16 protein-coding genes are annotated in these 18,218 nt (G+C 64.3%); 10 read left to right on the top strand and 6 right to left on the bottom strand.

Features of this window, described 5'->3' with window-relative positions:
• Positions 1 to 39 precede the first annotated feature (39 nt).
• Entirely contained in the window at positions 40 to 1,182 is a 1,143-nt protein-coding gene (locus DXH78_RS17290) for a site-specific DNA-methyltransferase (RefSeq protein WP_115518451.1), read from the bottom strand.
• 229 nt (positions 1,183 to 1,411) lie between these two features.
• Between DXH78_RS17290 and ypfJ the strand changes: the two genes are divergently transcribed.
• Together ypfJ and moaB are read left to right on the top strand one after the other, a co-directional pair.
• Positions 1,412 to 2,341, top strand: coding sequence for a KPN_02809 family neutral zinc metallopeptidase (gene ypfJ, locus DXH78_RS17285; RefSeq protein ID WP_115518450.1), 930 nt, complete (start codon positions 1,412 to 1,414; stop codon positions 2,339 to 2,341).
• Positions 2,342 to 2,500: 159 nt separating this feature from the next.
• Entirely contained in the window at positions 2,501 to 3,064 is a 564-nt protein-coding gene (moaB, locus tag DXH78_RS17280) for a molybdenum cofactor biosynthesis protein B (protein WP_115518551.1), read from the top strand.
• A 118-nt stretch (positions 3,065 to 3,182) separates the two neighbouring features.
• Here the strand turns inward: moaB and DXH78_RS17275 are convergent, their stop codons facing one another.
• Both DXH78_RS17275 and DXH78_RS17270 read right to left on the bottom strand, forming a co-directional pair.
• Positions 3,183 to 4,163, bottom strand: coding sequence for a bifunctional helix-turn-helix transcriptional regulator/GNAT family N-acetyltransferase (locus DXH78_RS17275; RefSeq protein ID WP_115518550.1), 981 nt, complete (start codon positions 4,161 to 4,163; stop codon positions 3,183 to 3,185).
• A gap of 38 nt (positions 4,164 to 4,201) precedes the next feature.
• Positions 4,202 to 4,777 carry a glycosyltransferase family protein gene (locus DXH78_RS17270; protein ID WP_115518449.1) on the bottom strand — a complete coding sequence of 192 codons (576 nt, stop codon included), beginning with the start codon at positions 4,775 to 4,777 and terminating at the stop codon, positions 4,202 to 4,204.
• Positions 4,778 to 4,931: 154 nt separating this feature from the next.
• Here DXH78_RS17270 and DXH78_RS17265 point away from each other — a divergent pair, with 154 nt between their 5' ends.
• From DXH78_RS17265 to DXH78_RS17255, 3 genes are all read left to right on the top strand, one after another.
• Positions 4,932 to 6,143 carry a PA0069 family radical SAM protein gene (locus DXH78_RS17265; RefSeq protein WP_115518448.1) on the top strand — a complete coding sequence of 404 codons (1,212 nt, stop codon included), beginning with the start codon at positions 4,932 to 4,934 and terminating at the stop codon, positions 6,141 to 6,143.
• Between the two features lie 92 nt (positions 6,144 to 6,235).
• The gene (gene rnhB / locus DXH78_RS17260) at positions 6,236 to 6,988 is read left to right on the top strand and encodes a ribonuclease HII (RefSeq protein WP_115518447.1); all 753 of its coding nucleotides are present in this window, start codon (positions 6,236 to 6,238) and stop codon (positions 6,986 to 6,988) included.
• A 75-nt stretch (positions 6,989 to 7,063) separates the two neighbouring features.
• Positions 7,064 to 8,602, top strand: coding sequence for a glycosyltransferase family 39 protein (locus DXH78_RS17255; RefSeq protein ID WP_115518446.1), 1,539 nt, complete (start codon positions 7,064 to 7,066; stop codon positions 8,600 to 8,602).
• Between the two features lie 111 nt (positions 8,603 to 8,713).
• Here the strand turns inward: DXH78_RS17255 and cydB are convergent, their stop codons facing one another.
• Positions 8,714 to 9,724, bottom strand: a complete 1,011-nt coding sequence (gene cydB / locus DXH78_RS17250) for a cytochrome d ubiquinol oxidase subunit II (RefSeq protein ID WP_430727501.1) — start codon at positions 9,722 to 9,724, stop codon at positions 8,714 to 8,716.
• A 15-nt stretch (positions 9,725 to 9,739) separates the two neighbouring features.
• On the bottom strand, positions 9,740 to 11,122 hold the full coding sequence (locus DXH78_RS17245; RefSeq protein WP_115518445.1) for a cytochrome ubiquinol oxidase subunit I: 1,383 nt from the start codon (positions 11,120 to 11,122) through the stop codon (positions 9,740 to 9,742).
• A 202-nt stretch (positions 11,123 to 11,324) separates the two neighbouring features.
• Between DXH78_RS17245 and DXH78_RS17240 the strand changes: the two genes are divergently transcribed.
• A complete protein-coding gene (locus DXH78_RS17240) occupies positions 11,325 to 11,756 on the top strand; it encodes an EamA family transporter (protein ID WP_115518444.1) in 432 nt (143 codons plus the stop codon).
• 3 nt (positions 11,757 to 11,759) lie between these two features.
• On the opposite strand, the gene DXH78_RS17235 is transcribed toward DXH78_RS17240, so the two are convergent.
• Entirely contained in the window at positions 11,760 to 12,569 is an 810-nt protein-coding gene (locus DXH78_RS17235) for a uracil-DNA glycosylase (protein WP_115518443.1), read from the bottom strand.
• Between the two features lie 141 nt (positions 12,570 to 12,710).
• On the opposite strand from DXH78_RS17235, the gene DXH78_RS17230 reads away from it, so the two are divergent.
• From DXH78_RS17230 to DXH78_RS17215, 4 genes are all read left to right on the top strand, one after another.
• Complete coding sequence (locus DXH78_RS17230) at positions 12,711 to 14,360, top strand: electron transfer flavoprotein-ubiquinone oxidoreductase (protein ID WP_115518442.1); 1,650 nt, start codon at positions 12,711 to 12,713, stop codon at positions 14,358 to 14,360.
• A gap of 312 nt (positions 14,361 to 14,672) precedes the next feature.
• A complete protein-coding gene (locus tag DXH78_RS20165) occupies positions 14,673 to 16,733 on the top strand; it encodes a tetratricopeptide repeat protein (RefSeq protein WP_245416916.1) in 2,061 nt (686 codons plus the stop codon).
• Positions 16,734 to 16,881: 148 nt separating this feature from the next.
• On the top strand, positions 16,882 to 17,754 hold the full coding sequence (locus DXH78_RS17220; protein WP_115518441.1) for a 4-(cytidine 5'-diphospho)-2-C-methyl-D-erythritol kinase: 873 nt from the start codon (positions 16,882 to 16,884) through the stop codon (positions 17,752 to 17,754).
• 79 nt (positions 17,755 to 17,833) lie between these two features.
• Positions 17,834 to 18,130, top strand: a complete 297-nt coding sequence (locus tag DXH78_RS17215; protein ID WP_115518440.1) for a hypothetical protein — start codon at positions 17,834 to 17,836, stop codon at positions 18,128 to 18,130.
• The last annotated feature ends 88 nt before the right edge of the window (positions 18,131 to 18,218 follow it).

Raw genomic sequence — 18,218 nt, 5'->3', positions numbered from 1 at the left:
CCGGTGATCCCGCCCAGGTGACCGCTATCGCGAGTTGGCTTACTCCGCCGCTTCCAGGAGCGCCATTTCCGAGCGCACCTGGGCGCGCAGGTCGTCGATGGACATCAGGCCCTTTGGCGTCTCGACATGCCAGAACGACCAGCCGTTGCAGGCGTCCAGTCCCTGGACCAGCGCGCCGACGCGGTGGATCGAGCCGACCGTTTCTCCCACCGAGATGGCGCCGTCGGCGCGGACGATGGCCTTGTGGCGCTTCTTCGAGTCGGTGAGCTTGGCGCCCGGCGACACCAGCCCGCGCTCGATGAGCGAGGCGAAAGCCACCCGCGGGGCCTCGCGCGCCGTCATGAACGGTGCGATCGACGGCGAGGGAACCACCTCGACATCGGCGATGCGCTTTTCGGCGGCCGAAGCGTACTTTTTCTCGCGCTCCAGCCCGATGTAGCGGCGCCCTAACTTCTTGGCGACGGCACCGGTGGTGCCGGTGCCGTTGAACGGGTCGAGCACGAGGTCGCCCGGCTTGGAACTCGACAGGATGACGCGGGCGAGCAGGGCTTCCGGCTTCTGGGTCGGATGCAGCTTCTTGCCGTCGGCGCCCTTCAGGCGCTCGGAACCGGTGCAGAGCGGGAAGGTCCAGTCGGACCGCACCTGGATGTCGTCATTGCCGGCCTTCAGGGCCTCATAGTTGAAGGTATAGCCCTTGGCGTTCGGATCGCGCGAAGCCCAGATCATGGTCTCATGCGCGTTGGTGAAGCGCCGGCCGCGGAAATTCGGCATCGGATTGGTCTTGCGCCAGATCACGTCGTTGAGGATCCAGAACCCCATGTCCTGCATGATGGCGCCGACGCGGAAGATGTTGTGGTACGAGCCGATCACCCAGATGGTGCCGGCGGGCTTGAGCACGCGGCGGCAGGCGGTGAGCCACTCTTTGGTAAACGCATCGTAAGCGGCGAAGCTGGCGAACTTGTCCCAGTCGTCGGTCACGGCGTCGACATGGGAGTCGTCCGGCCGCTTCAGATCGCTGGCAAGCTGCAGATTATAGGGCGGATCGGCGAAAATGAGATCGACGGAACCGGCCGGAAGCTTCGACATCTCGTTGACGCAGTCGCCAACAAGGATTCGATGATCGGGGGTCTTGGAAAGACCACGGGGCGCCCGACTGGGCGCCCCGCGACGCGACACAACCATGACTCAACTCTACACAAGGACGACAGTGCCGGCTGACGCGGGACCTACAAACCGACAGGCCGCATCATGCGCAGCGCAAGGTGAAAAAAGCCTTTATGGAAAAAGGCGTCGAAGCGGATTCTGCTAATTTAACCGGGAGTTAGCAGAGGTTAACAGGATGCCAAGTATTGCCGCAATCAGGCGTGCTAAAGGATGGCTTCTGGGCAACGCGGGGCGGGAGACGACTTGAATGCGTTGGGATGATTTTCGCCGCAGCGATAACGTCGAAGACGATCGCGGCGGTGGTGGTTTTGGCGGTGGCGGCGGCGGTTTCAATTTGCCGGTGGGCGGTGGCGGACTGGGCATCGGCACCGTCGTTGTGCTCGGTCTCATCGGCTGGGCGCTCGGCATCGATCCTGCGCTGCTGATTTCCGGCGCGGAAATGGTGAACGGCGGCCGTCAGTCGCAACAATATGAGCGGCGTGTCGATCGGCCCGCGCAACGCACCGGTGCGCCGAGCGATCAGATGGGCAACTTTGTCGCCGCGGTGCTCGGCAATACCGAAGACACCTGGGGCAAAGTGTTCGAAACGGCCGGCCAGCAATATCGCGCGCCGCGCCTGCGCCTGTTCACCGGTCAGGTAAGCAGCGCGTGCGGCATGGCGAGTTCGGCCAGCGGTCCGTTTTATTGCCCGCCGGACCGTCGCATTTTTCTCGATACGTCGTTCTTCGATGAAATGCGCTCGCGGTTCCGCGCCTGCACCGGCAAGGGTTGCGAGTTCGCCCAGGCCTACGTGATTGCGCATGAGGTCGGTCATCATGTGCAGAACCTGCTCGGCATTCTGCCGAAAGCGCGCGAGGCGCAGCAGGCCGCCGGCGATCGTGCGGCGGCAAACCGTATTCAGGTCCGCGTCGAACTGCAGGCCGATTGTTTTGCCGGTATCTGGGCCAACCAGTCGAACCAGCGCTGGAATTCGATCGAGCCCGGCGACATCGAGGCGGCGCTGCAGACCGCGGCGGCGATCGGCGACGATCGCCTGCAGAAGCAGGCGCGCGGCTATGTCGTGCCGGACTCGTTCACACATGGCACCTCGGCCCAGCGCCAGCGCTGGTTCACGACCGGCTTCAAGGCCGGCAAGGTGTCGGCGTGCAACACGTTCGCGGCGAATACGCAGCTTTGATGATCGGTCATTCCGGGACGCGCCGCCGGCGCGGACCCGGAATCCAGATAAGGTTTCAAGAGCAAGAGGCTGGATGCCGGGTTCATGCGCCGTAGCGCGTCAATGATGCGCTTAAAACATGCGCTTATGGCGCATGCCCCGGAATGACGGAGAATGAATATGCCCGGTATCGATGAATCCAAGCAGTTCGTGCCGCTGAAGATCGCGGTGCTGACCGTGTCCGACACGCGCGAACTGGCCGACGACAAATCCGGCAACACGCTGGTCGAGCGCATCCGCGCCGCCGGGCATGTGCTCGCCGAACGCTCGATCGTGAAGGACGAGGTCGATGCGATCCGCGGCAAGGTGAAGGCCTGGATCGAGGACAAGTTCATCGACGTGGTGATCTCGACCGGCGGCACCGGCTTTACCGGCCGCGATGTGACGCCGGAAGCGGTCGAGCCGCTGTTCGAGAAGCGCATGGACGGCTTCTCGACCTTGTTCACGATGGTGAGCTACCCGAAGATCGGCACCTCGGCGATCCAGACCCGCGCTACCGCCGGTGTCGCCAATTCAACCTATGTCTTCTGCCTGCCTGGCTCGCCCGGTGCCTGCAAGGACGCCTGGGATGACATCCTCGTTCACCAGCTCGACTACCGCTACCGGCCGTGCAACTTCGTGGAAATCCTGCCGCGGCTCGATGAGCATATGCGAAGGCCGAAGGCAAAAGGCGCGACGGCATAGCGCCCGAGCGCGGCCACCCACCGCAACAGCAACTGGCGGCGCGCCAGATCGCGCAGTCGTTTGGCGTTCGATGTATGAATGACGATCGCCAGCGACCGATGCTCTGGCGATCCCGGCTTCATAACGTCTTGTCCCAGAACTCCGCGACAACGTTCTGCCCGAAGCTCATCTTGTTTTCGCTCGAGGTCAGCGTGAAGCCGCGCTTCTGATAACAGCGCCGCGCGGCGGTCAGGCATTCGTGCGTCCACAAGGTGATGGCGCGATAGCCCTTGGCGCGGGCAAAAGCGATGCACTCGTCGGTGAGGCGCTGGCCCAGACCGAGGCCGCGCGCCTTCGGCGACACGATGAGCAGGCGGATGCGCGCGGTGCCGGGCTTTTCGTCTTTCACCAGCATCACCGAGCCGATCGGCTCCCCATCCATCTCGGCGATCCAGCAGCGCTCCATGGCCGGATCGAAGTTTTCGGCAAAGTTGGCGACGATCTGCGCGACCAGGGCCTCGAACGAATGGTCCCAATTGTATTCGCGCGTATAGACGCGGGCATGTTCGGCGACGATCCAGCCGAGATCGCCGGGCTTCAAGTCGCGAAGCGTGTAGGTGCGGGGGGCGGCCGAGCCGTTGTCCTTCTCGAGCAGCCTTTCAATGCGGTGCATGGCGGCCACCAACTCGCTCTGCTCGCTTTCCGAAAGCGTCGTCAGCATGGCGGCGACGTCGTCGTCCGAGCGCTTTTCGGCGGGCGCGAAGAATTTCCGGCCCTGGGCGGTCAACGACAGATGGCTTTGTCGTGCGTCGTCTTTCGACGTCGTCCGCTTGATCAGGCCGCGCTTTTCGAAATTGCGCAGCACACGCGACAAATAGCCGGCGTCGAGATCGAGGGCGCGGCCGATGTCTTTCGCTGTCGGCTGCGCGACGCTTGGATGCGCCAGTTCATGCAGCACGCGCATTTCGCCGAGTGAGTAGGGCGTGTCGAGATAGGTTTTGCGCAAGAGGCCGATCTGGCGCGTGTAGAAGCGATTGAAGCGGCGCACCGCGGCGACATGGTCGGCCGGCGGCGCGGCTTTCGTCTTGGCGGGCTGTTTCGATTGACCGGGGGCAGGCATGGCCGCACGGTCGGCCAATTAGTTGACAAAGTCAAGTATCAGATCACCCGCCGCGCGCCGGCGCCCAGCAGCGCGACCTTGCGGCCGAGCTGGCCGAGCAGCGCCGCTTCGGCGTCGGCATGTGCGGGATGACCGCCGACGGCGTCGTAGAGATTGCGGGCCACGACAAGGCCCTGATCCGGAGACGGCCTGCGGCCGGCGAATACGGCGCGCACCAGCGCGATGACATCGCCGAACCCCGGCTGGGCCGAGGTCGTGGCCGCGGCGCGGAACACGGCGGCGCGCGGCGCGGCTTCGTTGAAAGACGCTGTCTGCATGAAGGTCTCGCTCGCCGCGGTCCAGTCGGCGTCGAGCACGACGCCGGCCCGCAGGAACATCAGCCAGGGTGTCCGGGTGCTGAGGGCGGCTGTCCTGAGCCGCTCGCCGAGCGGGGCGCCCGAGGCGATGAACCGACAGCCAGCAATATCAGCCACTTCGGCGGTGGCGTCCTTCGATCCGGCATCCGCAACCACCACCTCGCTGACGAGTCCGGACATCGCTCCGGGCACCAGCGCAGACAGCGTCGGCACCAAAGCGCGCTCCGATTCGTGGGTGGCGACGATGACGCTGAGCATTGGCCTGCTTCATAAGACCTTGGGAACACAACCGCTCTTCCTTCGGTTGCTACCACATCATGTGCGGAAAGGCAGGCGGGCCACGACCGGAGGCCTCAGGGAACAAGTTCAAAATGTTCTTGTTATGTTCACATTTCGAGACTAGGTAAGAACCATGGCTCAACGACCTGCAGCCTTGAAACGCCCGCCGGCGGACCTTGATCGGACCGCCATTTCCGATCGCGGAACGGAGCTGCCCTCCGCGCCGGCGGGCGCAAAGGGCTTGCGGGTCGATGATCTCACCGGCCTGCTTGGCGTCGTCGTCGAGCACGAACGCCGCCGAGGACGCGGCGCGCAGTCGAACGCCTCCGGCCGCTACGAGCCGCATGCGCGCGTCGCTTTCGATGACGGCTGGCGCTCGCTCGAAGAGCTGCCGCCGTTCAAGACCTCGGTACAGGTCGATGCCACGCGCAAGATCATCACCCGGAACGAGTCGCCTGACATCGGTTTCGACCGGTCGATCAACCCGTATCGCGGCTGCGAGCATGGCTGCGTCTATTGCTTCGCGCGGCCGACGCATGCCTATCTCGGCCTGTCGCCGGGGCTCGATTTCGAATCCAGACTTTTCGTCAAGCCGGAGGCAGCCGACCTCCTTGAACGTGAGCTCTCTTCGCCGAACTACTCGCCGAAGGTGATCGCGATCGGCACCAATACCGACCCGTATCAGCCGATCGAACGGCGCTACAAGGTGATGCGGCGCATTCTCGAAACGCTCGACCGCGCCGGGCACCCGGTCGGCATCGTCACCAAATCGGCGCTGGTGACGCGCGATCTCGACATTCTCTCGCGCATGGCCGAGCGCAATCTGGTGAAGGTGGCGCTGTCGGTGACGACGCTCGATCCGGAGCTGGCGCGCAAGATGGAGCCGCGCGCGGCAACGCCGATGAAGCGGTTAGAGGCTTTGCGCCAGCTGAGTCAGGCCGGCGTGCCGACCACCGTCATGGTGGCGCCGATCATCCCGGCGCTGAACGATATGGAGATCGAACGTATCCTCGATGCCGCGGCGGCCGCCGGCGTCAAGGAAGCGGGCTATGTCATGTTGCGCCTGCCGCTCGAGGTACGCGACCTGTTCCGCGAATGGCTCGAAGCCAATTACCCGGATCGTGCCGGTCACGTCTTCAGGCTGGTGCGCGAAATGCGCGGCGGCAAGGATTACGACTCCGAGTGGGGCACGCGCATGAAAGGCAAGGGGCCTTATGCCTGGCTCATTGGCCGCCGCTTTGAGCTGGCCTGTGAGAAGCGCGGCCTCAATGTCGCCAAGCGCAAGCTGTCGACCGAGCATTTCCGGCACCCCAAGCCGGATGACGCTCAGATGAGTTTGTTCTGACGGCGGTCCGGATCGGGCCCCAATCCCCGTTTTTCACCGGCGGATGTGAATAGGGTTGAATGGACGCCCGAGTCGGGCGTACCCATCGGCCCATGGCCCGCGCCGCGAAATCCAAACCTGCGCTAAAATCCGCCGCCAAAGCGCGATTGCCGCTGGCCGAGCCGATCCTGCGGCCGACGTTCCGGCGCGAGCGCCGCGCCTTCAAGGCCGGCATCTTTCCGGTGGCGGGCTGTGACGAGGCGGGGCGGGGACCGCTGGCCGGGCCGGTAGTGTCCGCCGCCGTGATCCTCGATCCCGACCGCATTCCGCGCGGGCTCAACGATTCCAAGAAGCTCGACGCCGAGGCGCGTGAGAAGCTCTACGAGAAAATCTGTGCCACCGCGCAGGTCTCTGTCGCCTTCGCCTCGGTCGATCGCATTGATCGCGACAATATCCTGCGCGCCTCGCTCTGGGCTTCGGCTCGCGCCGTGAAGGCGCTGCCGGTCCGGCCAAAACTCGTCTTCATGGACGGCAATATGAAGATCGATTGCGGCTGCGATTGCGAAGCGGTGGTCTCGGGCGACGCGCTGGTCCTGTCGGTGGCGGCGGCCTCGATCGTCGCCAAGGTGACGCGCGACCGCTACATGATGCGGCTTGCCGAGACCTATCCAGGTTACGGCTTCGAGCGGCATATGGGTTACGCGGTACCTGAGCATCGCCGCGCGCTCAAAGAGCTGGGGCCGACGCCGCACCACCGTCGTTTCTTCGCGCCGGTGGCAGCAAGGCTAGCCGCGATGTCCGAGGCGTTGGCTCAGCCGATCGAGGATGTACCGCAGGAAGCGCTGGCGACCGTGTTGCCACTTTAGCCGGCGTTCTCTATTCCTCTGGTTCTCGAGCCGCGATTGGCGGACGGGATTTAAAGGGCACGCCGCCTCAAGGCCATGCACCACGTCTCCCTGATCATCGAATTCCTGCGCGGCCGGCCCAAGGTCGTGTTCTGGTTCGTGGCGCTGTCCCAAGGCGTGCTGTGGACGCTGATTCCCGCGTTGTTCTATTCATCGCCGCCTGGCGACGTCCCTCTGGTACTGGCCGTCGGTCATGAATTCCTTCTCGGCAGCTATCTCGGGCCGCCGCTGGCGTTCTGGCTTGCCGAAATCGTGTTCCGTGCCGGGGGCACGTTCGCGCTCTACGCCTTGTCGCAGGTCTGTATCGTCGTCGCATTATGGGCCGTGTTCACGCTCGGCCGCTCGCTGGTCGGCACCCGCCACGCGGTGCTCGCCATTTTGCTGATGGCCGGCATTGCCGCCTTCACCATCCCGAGCCCGGATTTCGGCCCGGCGGTGCTCGCCATTCCCTTGTGGGCGCTGGCCATGATGCACTACTGGCGCGCGCTCGGCGAAGGCAAACGCGGCAGCTGGTTTCTGCTCGGCGTCGATCTCGGCCTGCTGCTGCTGACGCATTATGCGGGCATCGTTCTGGTTCTTCTGCTCATCCTGTTCACGCCGTTGACGCGGCGCGGCCGCGCGGCGCTGCGTTATCCCGAGCCGTGGCTGGCGCTGCTGTTGCTCCTGGTCGTCATATTTCCGCATGCCGCCTGGCTCGTGAGGTCTTATCCCGTGGTTGCGACGACGCTTCGTGACAGCGCTGTCCGCTCGTCCGCATTGTGGTTTGCCGGCGCGCTCATCGCCGTGCATCTCGGCCTGCTGCTGCTCGCCGTGCTGTCGAGCGGCCTCGGCCGTGGCCGCAACGAGCGCGCGCCGGAGATCGATCGCAGTCCGGTGGAGCCCGCGGCCAGGGGCTTTGTCTATTTCTTCGCGCTGGCGCCGGCGCTCGTTGTCATCGCGCTGGCGGTGATCGGCGAGCGTGTGCCGCAGGCCGCGCTGCTGTCATCGTTCGGCTCGCTGACGACATGGTCGGTGCTCGCGCCGCTCGTATTGTTATCCGGCATGGCGGTGGTGCTGGCTGCCGGCGACCGCGTGCTCATTTATCGCGAGCGGCTGGTGTCATCGTCCTGGCTGGCCTTGCTGGTGGCGCCGCCACTGCTGATCGCGATCAGCCTGTTCGTGGTGCCATGGGTCTTTGCGCGCGACAACCGACTCGCGCAGCCGTCCGGCGCCGAGGCGCAGTTCTTCGCCGAGACCTATCAGCGGCGCACGGGCAAGCCGCTGCAATATGTCAGCGGCGATGCACGGTTGGCGCCCTTGATCGCGATGATGGCGCCGGCAGGTCCGCAGGGGCGGCCGCATGTGTTCTTTGCCTGGGCGCCGCAGCGCAGCCCCTGGGTCAGCGTCGATGATGTCGCAGCCAATGGCGGCGTTCTGGTCTGGCCGGCAGCCGCCAACAACGCGGTACCGGAGGATCTGCGCACGCAGTTTCCCGGACTGGTGCCGGAACTGCCGCGTCAGTTCGATCGCGCCGTGCAGGGCCGTCTGCCGCCGGTTCGCATCGGCTGGGCCGTGCTGCGCCCGCCGGCCCAATAATGTCATTCCGGGGCTGGCCGAAGGCCAGAACCCGGAATCCAGCAACACATTCAAAGTTTGTATCTGGATTCCGGATTGCCGCTATCGCGGCGTCCGGAATGACGAAACGGGCTAGTGATAGCTCTCGCCTTCGCGCACTTTGCCGCGGAACAGCCAGTACACGAAAATGATGTAGCCCAGCACCATCGGCAGCAGGAACAGCGTGCCGATGAGCATGAACACCTGGCTGCTGGCGGAAGCGGCGGTGTCCCAGATCGTCAGTGAGGGCGGCACCAGATACGGATAGTTCGAGATCACCAGACCGATATAGCCGAGCATGAACAGCGCGATCGACGCCAGAAACGGCGGCACTTCGCGGTCGCGCTCGATCCAGTGCCAGCAGGCAAACGCCACCAGCGCCGTGATCGTCGGCACCGGCCACAGGAAATAGAAGTTCGGTAGCGAGAACCAGCGCGCCGCGATGCGCGGCTCGGCGATCGGTGTGTAGACACTGACCGCTGCCATGAAGAACAGCACTGTGATCAGCCAGTACTTGGCCTGGCGTTGTGCGCGGGCGGCCACTTCGCCGTCGGTCTTCATGTGCAGCCAGGTGGTGCCGAGCAGCGCGTAACCGGCGACCAGCGACACGCCGCACAGGAACGAAAACGGCGTCGCCCAGTCGAACGGCCCGCCGGAAAATTCGCGGTTCGACACTTCGATGCCCTGCACCAGGCCACCGAGAATGACGCCCTGCGCAAAGGTGGCGATCGTCGAGCCGAGCGCAAAGGAGAAGCTCCAGCCCCTCTTGCTGCGCGATACGGTACGGAATTCGAAAGCAACGCCGCGAAACACCAGCGCCACCAGCATCACAATGACAGGGATGTAGAGCGCCGGCATGATCGCCGCATAGGCGCGCGGGAAGGCGACGAACAGGCCGACGCCGCCGAGGATCAGCCAGGTTTCGTTGCCGTCCCAGAATGGCGCGATGGTGCGCATCATCTGGTCGCGTTCGGTTTCGCTTTTGGTGAAAGGAAACAAGACACCGATGCCGAGATCGAAGCCGTCGAGAATGATGTACATCGCCACCGAGACGCCAATCAGCGCGGCCCAGATCAGCGGGAGATACATTTCCATGGAGGCCATGGCGCGTCTCCTTTCTCAGTGCTCACGGTTGGCGGGTTGCGCCGCGGCAAGCGGGTTGCCCGAGAAGTTCGGCGCGTCGTGGTGGCCGCCGGAGTCGGGGCCATGTTTGATCAGCCGGTTCATGTAATAGATGCCGAACGAGAACACGATGCCGTAAGCGACGATGAACAGCGCCAGCGTGCCGAGCACAGTAGCGCCGGGCACCGGCGAGATGCCGTCGGCGGTGCGCATCACGTTGTAGATGAGCCAAGGCTGGCGGCCGCTTTCGGTAACAACCCAGCCGGCGATGACGGCGACAAAGCCGGCCCACCAGGTGTTGGCGACGACGCGCAGGAACCAGCGCGCCTCGAACAGGGTGCCGCGCCACCATAGGAAAGCGCCGTACAGCGCCGCGGCGATCATAAAGAAGCCGAGCGCGAGCATGATGCGGAAAGCGAAGAACACGATGGTCACGGGCGGCCGCTGATCGGGCGGCACGCTGAGCAGGCCGGGGATCAGGCCGTCCAGGCTGTGCGTGAGAATGATCGACGAGCCGCGCGGGATTGAAATCTCGAAGCGGTTCTTCCCGGCCTTCTCGTCCGGCCAGGCGAAGATGTGGAAATCGGCGGGCTTGGAGCCGTCCCAGTGCCCCTCCATCGCCGCCACCTTGATCGGCTGATGCTCGAGCGTGTTGAGGCCGTGCTGGTCGCCGATGAAGAGTTGCAGCGGCGCAAGCACGACGGCGAGGCCGATGGCCATGCGCAGCATGGTGCGGCCTTCACTGAGATGGCGGCCCTCAAGCAAAAACCGCGCGCCGACGCCGAGCACGACAAAGGCTGTCGTGAGGTAGGCCGCGTTCAGCATATGCGCGAAACGGTAGGGGAAGCTCGGATTGAAGATGATCTGCAACCAGTCGACCGGCACCGCGACGCCATTCTGCACGGCATAGCCGACGGGCGTGTGCATCCAGCTATTGGCGGCAAGAATCCAGAACGCCGAGCTCATGGTGCCGAAGGCCACCACGGCGGCCGACAACGTGTAGAGCCACGGCGGCACGCGGCTGAAGCCGAACAGCAGAATGCCGAGGAAGGTCGCCTCGAGGAAGAAGGCCGCCAGCACTTCGTAGCCAAGCAGCGGGCCGATGACGTCGCCCGAGAAAGCCGAGAAGCGGCTCCAGTTGGTGCCAAATTGATAGGACAGCACAATGCCGGAGACGACACCCATGCCGAACGACACGGCGAAGATCTTCACCCAGAAGCGCATCAGCAGCTGATAGCGCTCCTCGCCGGTGTAAACCCACAGCCCGCCGAGCGTGGCGAGCCACGCCGAGAGACCGATGGTGAAGCTTGGAAAGATGATATGAAAGACGACGGTGAAGGCGAATTGCAGGCGAGCGAGCAGGACTGGATCGGCATCCATTTTGCGATCTCCCGGCGGCCGCCCCCACGCGCGACCACACCTTGAATTTACGTCAGCTCTATATCTGAATCCAGCGCGCTCAGTTATGCATCTAACGGTGTTCCGGCCTGCGCGGTCCGATGTGTCCTGTGTTCGGCGCGGAATAGCGGACGGTTAGATGTTACATGCGCCGTCATGACGCATGTAACAATAGAGAAATGCGATGAGCATCTGGTCATCCTGGCAGGTCTGGGCGGCGCTGGCGGCCGTATTCGCAGCACTGACGGCGATCTTCGCCAAGATTGGCGTCGAAAACGTCAATTCCGACTTCGCGACATTCATCCGCACCATCGTCATTTTAATGACCTTGGCGCTGATCCTTGTCGCCACCGGTCAATTCCAGTCGCCGGGCAGTGTGTCGCCGCGCACATACGTTTTTCTGGTTCTGTCAGGGCTTGCCACCGGCGCGTCATGGATCTGTTATTTCCGCGCCCTCAAGATCGGCGAGGCGGCCAAGGTGGCGCCTATCGACAAACTGAGCGTGGTGCTGGTGGCGATCTTTGGCGTCATCTTCCTTGGCGAACGCTTGAGCGGCATCAACTGGCTCGGCGTCGCGCTGATTGCCGCGGGGGCGATCCTCGTCGCGTATCGTTGACGGCTAGCTTTCCAGCGCCTTCTTGATTGCGAGCATGTCGCGCCAGGCGAACCGCTTCTGCAGCGGCGAGCGCAACAGGAATGCCGGATGGAAGGTGGCAATGGCGCGGATGTCGCGCTTGCCGGTGTTGAAGGTGAACCAGCGGCCGCGCGTCTTGGTGATGCCGTCCTTGATATCGAGCAAGGTCTGCGCCGACGGTCCGCCGAGGCAGACAAGAATGTCGGGATCGGCAAGCTCGATCTGGCGCAGGACGAAGGGCAGGCAGATCGCGGATTCCTGCGGTGTCGGTGTGCGGTTGCCGGGCGGCCGCCACGGCACGATGTTGGCGATGTAGACCGAGGTGCGGTCGAGCCCGATCGCCTTCAGCATCTGGTCCAGCAGTTTGCCGGAGCGGCCGACGAAGGGCAGGCCCTCGATATCCTCGTCGCGGCCCGGCGCTTCGCCGACCAGCATGACGCGCGCCTGCGGATTGCCGTCGGCGAACACCATGCGGGTCGCTGTCGCCTTCAGCGCGCAGCCGTCGAAGCTTTCGAGGATGGCGCGCAATTCGTCGAGGGTGGCCGCGCTCTTGGCCGCAGCGCGTGCCGCCATTGCGGCCTCGTCGGGCGCCGGTGGCGCGGCGGTCCGCGCCGGAGCGGCTGCGACGGGAGCGGCCTCCCGCACGGTTGGCGCCCGCTCGGCGGCTTTCGGCACCGGCGGCGCTTCGACGGCGGCAAACCGGTCGACGGGCTCCTCGCCGACAAAGGCGTCGGCGCCGGCCTCGAGATAGAACTCGATCAGGTCCCGGGGGTTTATGTCGGATGCAGGGATCATGACGACATCCTAGCACAGGGAAATAAGGTGCTCTTCCGATTGCCCACGCTGTGCAAAAATGTTCAATAGAAGCGTTATGAACTGCGTTCCGGGGTAAATGCCGCGGGATTTGGTGCGATTTGCCCCTTCAGGAGGCCCTTGATGAGCGATCTTCCGGCCCGCGAGGCCATGGAATTTGATGTTGTCGTTGTCGGCGCCGGCCCCGCCGGCCTCGCCGCCGCCATCCGCCTCAAGCAGATCAACGCCGACCTGTCGGTCGTGGTCGTCGAGAAGGGCTCGGAGGTCGGCGCACACATCCTGTCGGGGGCGGTCATCGATCCGGCCGGGCTGGACACCTTGCTGCCGGACTGGCGCTCGGAAGAGACGCCGATCAAGACCGAGGTCAAGGACGACCGCTTCTATTTCATGGGCCATAGCGGCTCGTTGCGCCTGCCTAATTTCATGATGCCGCCGCTGATGGGTAATCACGGCAACTACATTGTCTCGCTGGGCGATGTCTGCCGTTGGCTCGGCACCAAGGCCGAAGGCCTCGGCGTCGAAATCTATCCCGGCTTTGCCGCGGCTGAAGTGCTCTATGACGACAATGGTGCGGTGGCCGGAGTCGCCACCGGCGACATGGGCATCGGCAAAAACGGTGAGCCGAACGCCAATTTCACGCGTGGCATGGAGCTGCGCGCCAAGTACACGTTGTTCGCCGAAGGCGCGCGCGGCAATCTCGGCAAGCAGCTCATTGCCAAGTTCAATCTTGGCGATGGCCGCGAGCCGCAGAAATTCGGTATCGGCCTCAAGGAGCTTTGGCAGGTCGCGCCGGACAAGCACAAGCCCGGCCTGGTACAGCATTCCTTCGGCTGGCCGCTCGACAATTCGACCGGTGGCGGTTCGTTTCTTTATCACTTCGGCGACAATCTGGTGTCGGTCGGCTTTGTCGTTCACCTGAACTACAAGAATCCGTATCTGTCCCCGTTCGAAGAATTCCAGCGCTTCAAGTCGCATGCGCTGGTGCGCGACACGTTCGAAGGCAGCAAGCGGCTGTCTTATGGCGCGCGCGCCATCACCGAAGGCGGCTATCAGTCGGTGCCGAAGCTTGTGTTCCCGGGTGGTGCGCTGATTGGCTGCGACGCCGGCTTCGTCAACGTGCCGCGCATCAAGGGCAGCCACAATGCCATGCTGTCCGGTATCATGGCGGCGGAAGCCGCGAGCGCGGCGCTTGCCGCCGGCCGTGCGCATGATGCGCTCGACGATTACGAGAATAACTGGCGCACGTCGAAAATCGGCCAGGATCTGTGGCGCGTGCGCAATGCCAAGCCGCTGTGGTCGAAGTTCGGCACCTATATCGGCATCGCGCTCGGCGGTCTCGACATGTGGACCAACACACTCGGCTTCTCGCTGTTCGGCACGCAGAAGCACGGCAAGCCGGATTACGCGACGCTCAAGCCGGCGTCGGAATGCACGCCGATCCAGTATCCCAAGCCCGATGGCAAGATCACCTTCGATCGGTTGTCCTCGGTGTTCCTGTCGAACACCAATCACGAGGAAGACCAGCCGCCGCATCTCAAGGTCAAGGATATGGCCTTGCAGAAATCGTCGGAGCACGACGTGTTCGCAGGACCGTCTGCGCGTTATTGCCCGGCCGGCGTCTATGAGTGGGTGGAGGAAGCAGGCAATCCGAAGTTCGTCATCAACGCGCAGAACTGCGTCCACTGCAAAACCTGCGACATCAAGGACCCGAACCAGAACATCACCTGGGTGCCGCCGGAAGGCGCGGGCGGGCCGAATTACTCGGGGATGTGAGGCGGCCTCGCCAGGGCTGGCAGCAGCCGTCGACGGCGCCTATAAGTAGTATTTAAGTAGTTTGCGCGCAAAAAGGGCCGGGCCTGCAAAGGGCGCGCGCCCGGTCTGGCCCGCGTAGGCCGACCCGCCGGCGCGGCCCCCGAACGGCAAGCGGCGGCCTTGCTGCTGCCACACGGAGGCATTCAAGCTTCGACGCCGAAGCCTTGATCGGCGTCCGGCCATTCTTGCGGTTGCGGCGCAAAAGGGTCATTCTGAGTTTAACTCTGCGATTCAGCGCGGGAATTCGCGCGTCCGCTCATTGGAGCATTGCCTGTGAAATCATCGAGCCGGTTCCGGGGGGTCGCGGCGGGCGCCGCCGTTGCAGTTTTTGCGGCTGCTTCTGTCGTTGCCGCGCCTGCTTCAGCCACCGCGCAGGGTTCGCAGCCGCCGACATCCGGTCAGATCGATTTGTCGGGCCTGACGGCCTCCGGCAGCTACCTCGCCGCGCGCCATGCGGGGCGTCAGCAGGATGCGTTGGCCGCCGCCACTTATTATCGCGCCGCGTTGCGCCGAGATCCGAAGAACGCCGAACTGCTCGACCGCGCTTTTGTGTCGCTTCTGGTCGGCGGCGATGTCGGCGAAGCGGTGAAGTTCGCCGAACGCGTCGCCCAGTTGAGCAAAACGGACCGGGCCGCGCGTCTTGTCCTCGGCGTCCACGATCTTAAAGTCGGGCACTTCGTCACGGCGCGGCGCAATCTCGGTCAGTCCGTGCGCGGCCCGATCACCGATCTCACCGCGACGCTGCTGTCGGCCTGGAGCTATGCCGGCGCCGGCGACGCCAAAGGCGCGGTGGCGGCGATCGATCGCCTCAGCGGCCCCGAATGGTACGGCATCTTCAAGGATCTGCATGCCGGCCTGATCCTCGACGCCACGGGTGACGCCAAAGAGGCCGGCAAGCGTTTCGAGCGCGCCTACAAGCAGGATTCCTCGGCGCTGCGCGTGGTCGAAGCCTATGGCGGCTGGCTGTCGCGCAATCGTTCGCCGGAAGAAGCGCTGGCGGTCTATGACGCTTTCGACAAGGTGCTGCCGCGCCATCCGCTGATCGTCGAGGCGATGGGCAAGCTCAAGAGCCGTGAAACCGGCAGCGCCAAAGCGGCTGAGTCGAAGGCCGTGCCGAAGCTCGCTTTCGAGCGCGTTCTGTCGCGCGGCAAGAGCGGGGCGGATGTCACGGCCTTGCAGACACGGCTGGGCATGGAACCGGACGGCCGCTTCGGCGGGCAGACGGTGACGGCGCTGCGCGAATTCCAGTCGCGCAACGGGCTGAAGGCCGATGGCGTCGCGGACGCCAAGACGATTGCCAAGCTGAACGAAGGCGATGCGCCGACGCGCGCCGCGGCCGCGAAGGCCGGTGTCATTCCGATGATGGTCACCAATGCGCAGATCGGTGCCGCCGAGGCGCTTTACGGTCTCGGCGCTTCGCTCGGCCGCCGCGGCGGCGAAGACCTCGGCCTCGTCTATCTGCAGCTGTCGTTGTATCTGGCGCCGCATCACGAACTGGCGCTGCTGTCTCTCGCCGATCTCTACGAGGCGATGAAGAAGCCGGACATGGCGATCAAGATCTACGAGCGCATTCCGCACAGTTCGGCGCTGCACAGGAACGCCTCCATCCAGATGGCCGCCGATCTCGACGCGCTCGACCGCAGCGACGAGGCGCAGAAGCGGCTTGAGGAACTGCTCAAGGACGATCCCAAGGATCTCGAAGCCACGCTCGCGCTCGGCAATCTGCTGCGCGGCCACAAGAAGTTCGCCGAATGCGGCGATGCTTACACCAAGGCGATTGACCTCATCGGCAAGCCGGAAAAGGCGAACTGGACCGTCTTCTACTTCCGCGGCATTTGCTACGAGCGCTCCAAGCAGTGGCCGAAGGCCGAAGCCGATCTGAAGAAGGCGCTGGAGCTGTTTCCGGATCAGCCGCACGTGCTCAACTATCTCGGCTATTCCTGGATCGATCAGGGCGTGAACCTCGACGAAGGCATGGCGATGATCAGGAAAGCCGTCGCGCAACGTCCCGACGACGGTTACATCGTCGACTCGCTCGGCTGGGCCCATTACCGCCTCGGCAATTACGAAGAGGCGATGAAGGAGCTCGAGCGCGCCATTGGCTTGAAGCCGGAAGATCCGACCATCAACGATCATCTCGGCGATGCCTACTGGCGCGTCGGCCGCAAGCTGGAAGCGACCTTCCAGTGGAATCATGCGCGCGATCTCAAGCCCGATCCGGAAGAACTGCCGAAGATCCTGGAAAAGCTGCGCACCGGTCTGCCCGAGGAAGCGACGTCGCAGGCGAACTCGTCCGAAAAGCCGGCCGTCACCAAGCCGGGCAATGGCGGTTGAGGATTTTGCCTGTCGTCATTCCGGAGCGTGAGCCATAAGCGCGATAGCGCTATGGCGAGCGAACCCGGAATCCAGCTACAAACCGAGATCGCATCTGGATTCCGGGTTCGCCGTTTCACGGCGCTCCGGAATGACGAAATGAATTGTCGTGTCGCATCTCACCGAAACCGCCCGTGCCAAGATCAACCTGACGCTGCGCATTACCGGGCGGCGCGCCGACGGCTATCACGAGCTGGAAAGTCTGGTCGCCTTCGCCGGCATTGCGGACACGCTCACGCTTGAGCCGGCCGGGCACACGAGTCTCGACATCGCGGGGCCCTTTGCCGATGTCATTGGCGCGGCCGGCGACAATCTCATCCTCAAAGCTTTCCGCGCGCTCGCGGCTCTGGTGCCGGGCCTCAAAGGCGGGCGTTTTCATCTCGATAAACATATTCCGGTGGCCGGTGGCGTCGGCGGTGGTTCGGCCGACGCGGCGGCGGCCTTGCGACTGTTGGCGCGCCACAACGGCATGTCGTTCGATGACGCGCGGCTGATGACGGCGGCGCTGCAAACCGGCGCCGATGTGCCGGTGTGTTTCGTGTCGCGCGCCTGCGTGATGACCGGGGTTGGCGAACGGCTGTCGCCGCCGCTTCGTTTGCCGCAATTACCGGCGCTGCTGGTCAATCCGCGTGTCGGCGTTGCGACCCGCGACGTTTTCGCCGCGCTGGCCCGCGCCGGCCTGCCGAAGGACCGGCGGACGCTCGGCGACATCCCGCACGAAGCCGGCGCGCTGATCGACTATCTGCGCGGGCACGGCAACGACCTTACTGCGTCGGCAATCGCCTGCGCGCCGGTGATTGGCGAGGTGCTCGACGCGCTCGCGGCGCTGCCGGGCGTCACGCTGGCGCGCATGTCGGGCTCGGGCGGCACCTGCTTTGCTCTATTCGCCACGGAGAGCGAGGCCACGACCGCCGAATCGAGTCTTGCCGTCCGGCGGCCGGACTGGTGGGCGGCTGCGACGGTTCTGAACCGGACGCCTTGAATTTCCCGCACTTGCCGGGAACTGTTGCCGCCTCGGTGATTTGCCGGTACAGCGGCAGCGTTCCTAACGGAGAATTTCCATGAACTGGCGATGGCTGGCGGTTGTTGCGGCTGGAGTGGCGCTGACCGGCGCATTTGCCGCCGAACCCGCGTTCGCGGCCAAGGCCAAGAAGAAGATGAAGGTCGCCAGGTCCGTCTGTCACGATCAGATCGGCGGTCCGACCTTCCGCGGCATCTGGTTCAACACGGAACCGCAGCCGAATGGCTGTTCGCCGGCGGTTCACGTCAATGGCCGCTACATCGGGCAGGACCCGGACCCGAACATCCGCTTCCAGCTGATGCGCGACCCCGAGACCGGCTACACCGTTACCAAGTAGCCACAATCCGCCTCATCCTGAGGAGCATCGCGAAAGCGATGCGTCTCGAAGGATGGGCGGCTCATGGTTCGAGACGGCGCTTCGCGCC

Origin of the sequence: Undibacter mobilis (assembly GCF_003367195.1) — a bacterium.
Classification (GTDB): Bacteria; Pseudomonadota; Alphaproteobacteria; order Rhizobiales; family Xanthobacteraceae; genus Pseudolabrys; species Pseudolabrys mobilis.
This window is presented reverse-complemented; position numbering and strand designations above follow the sequence as displayed.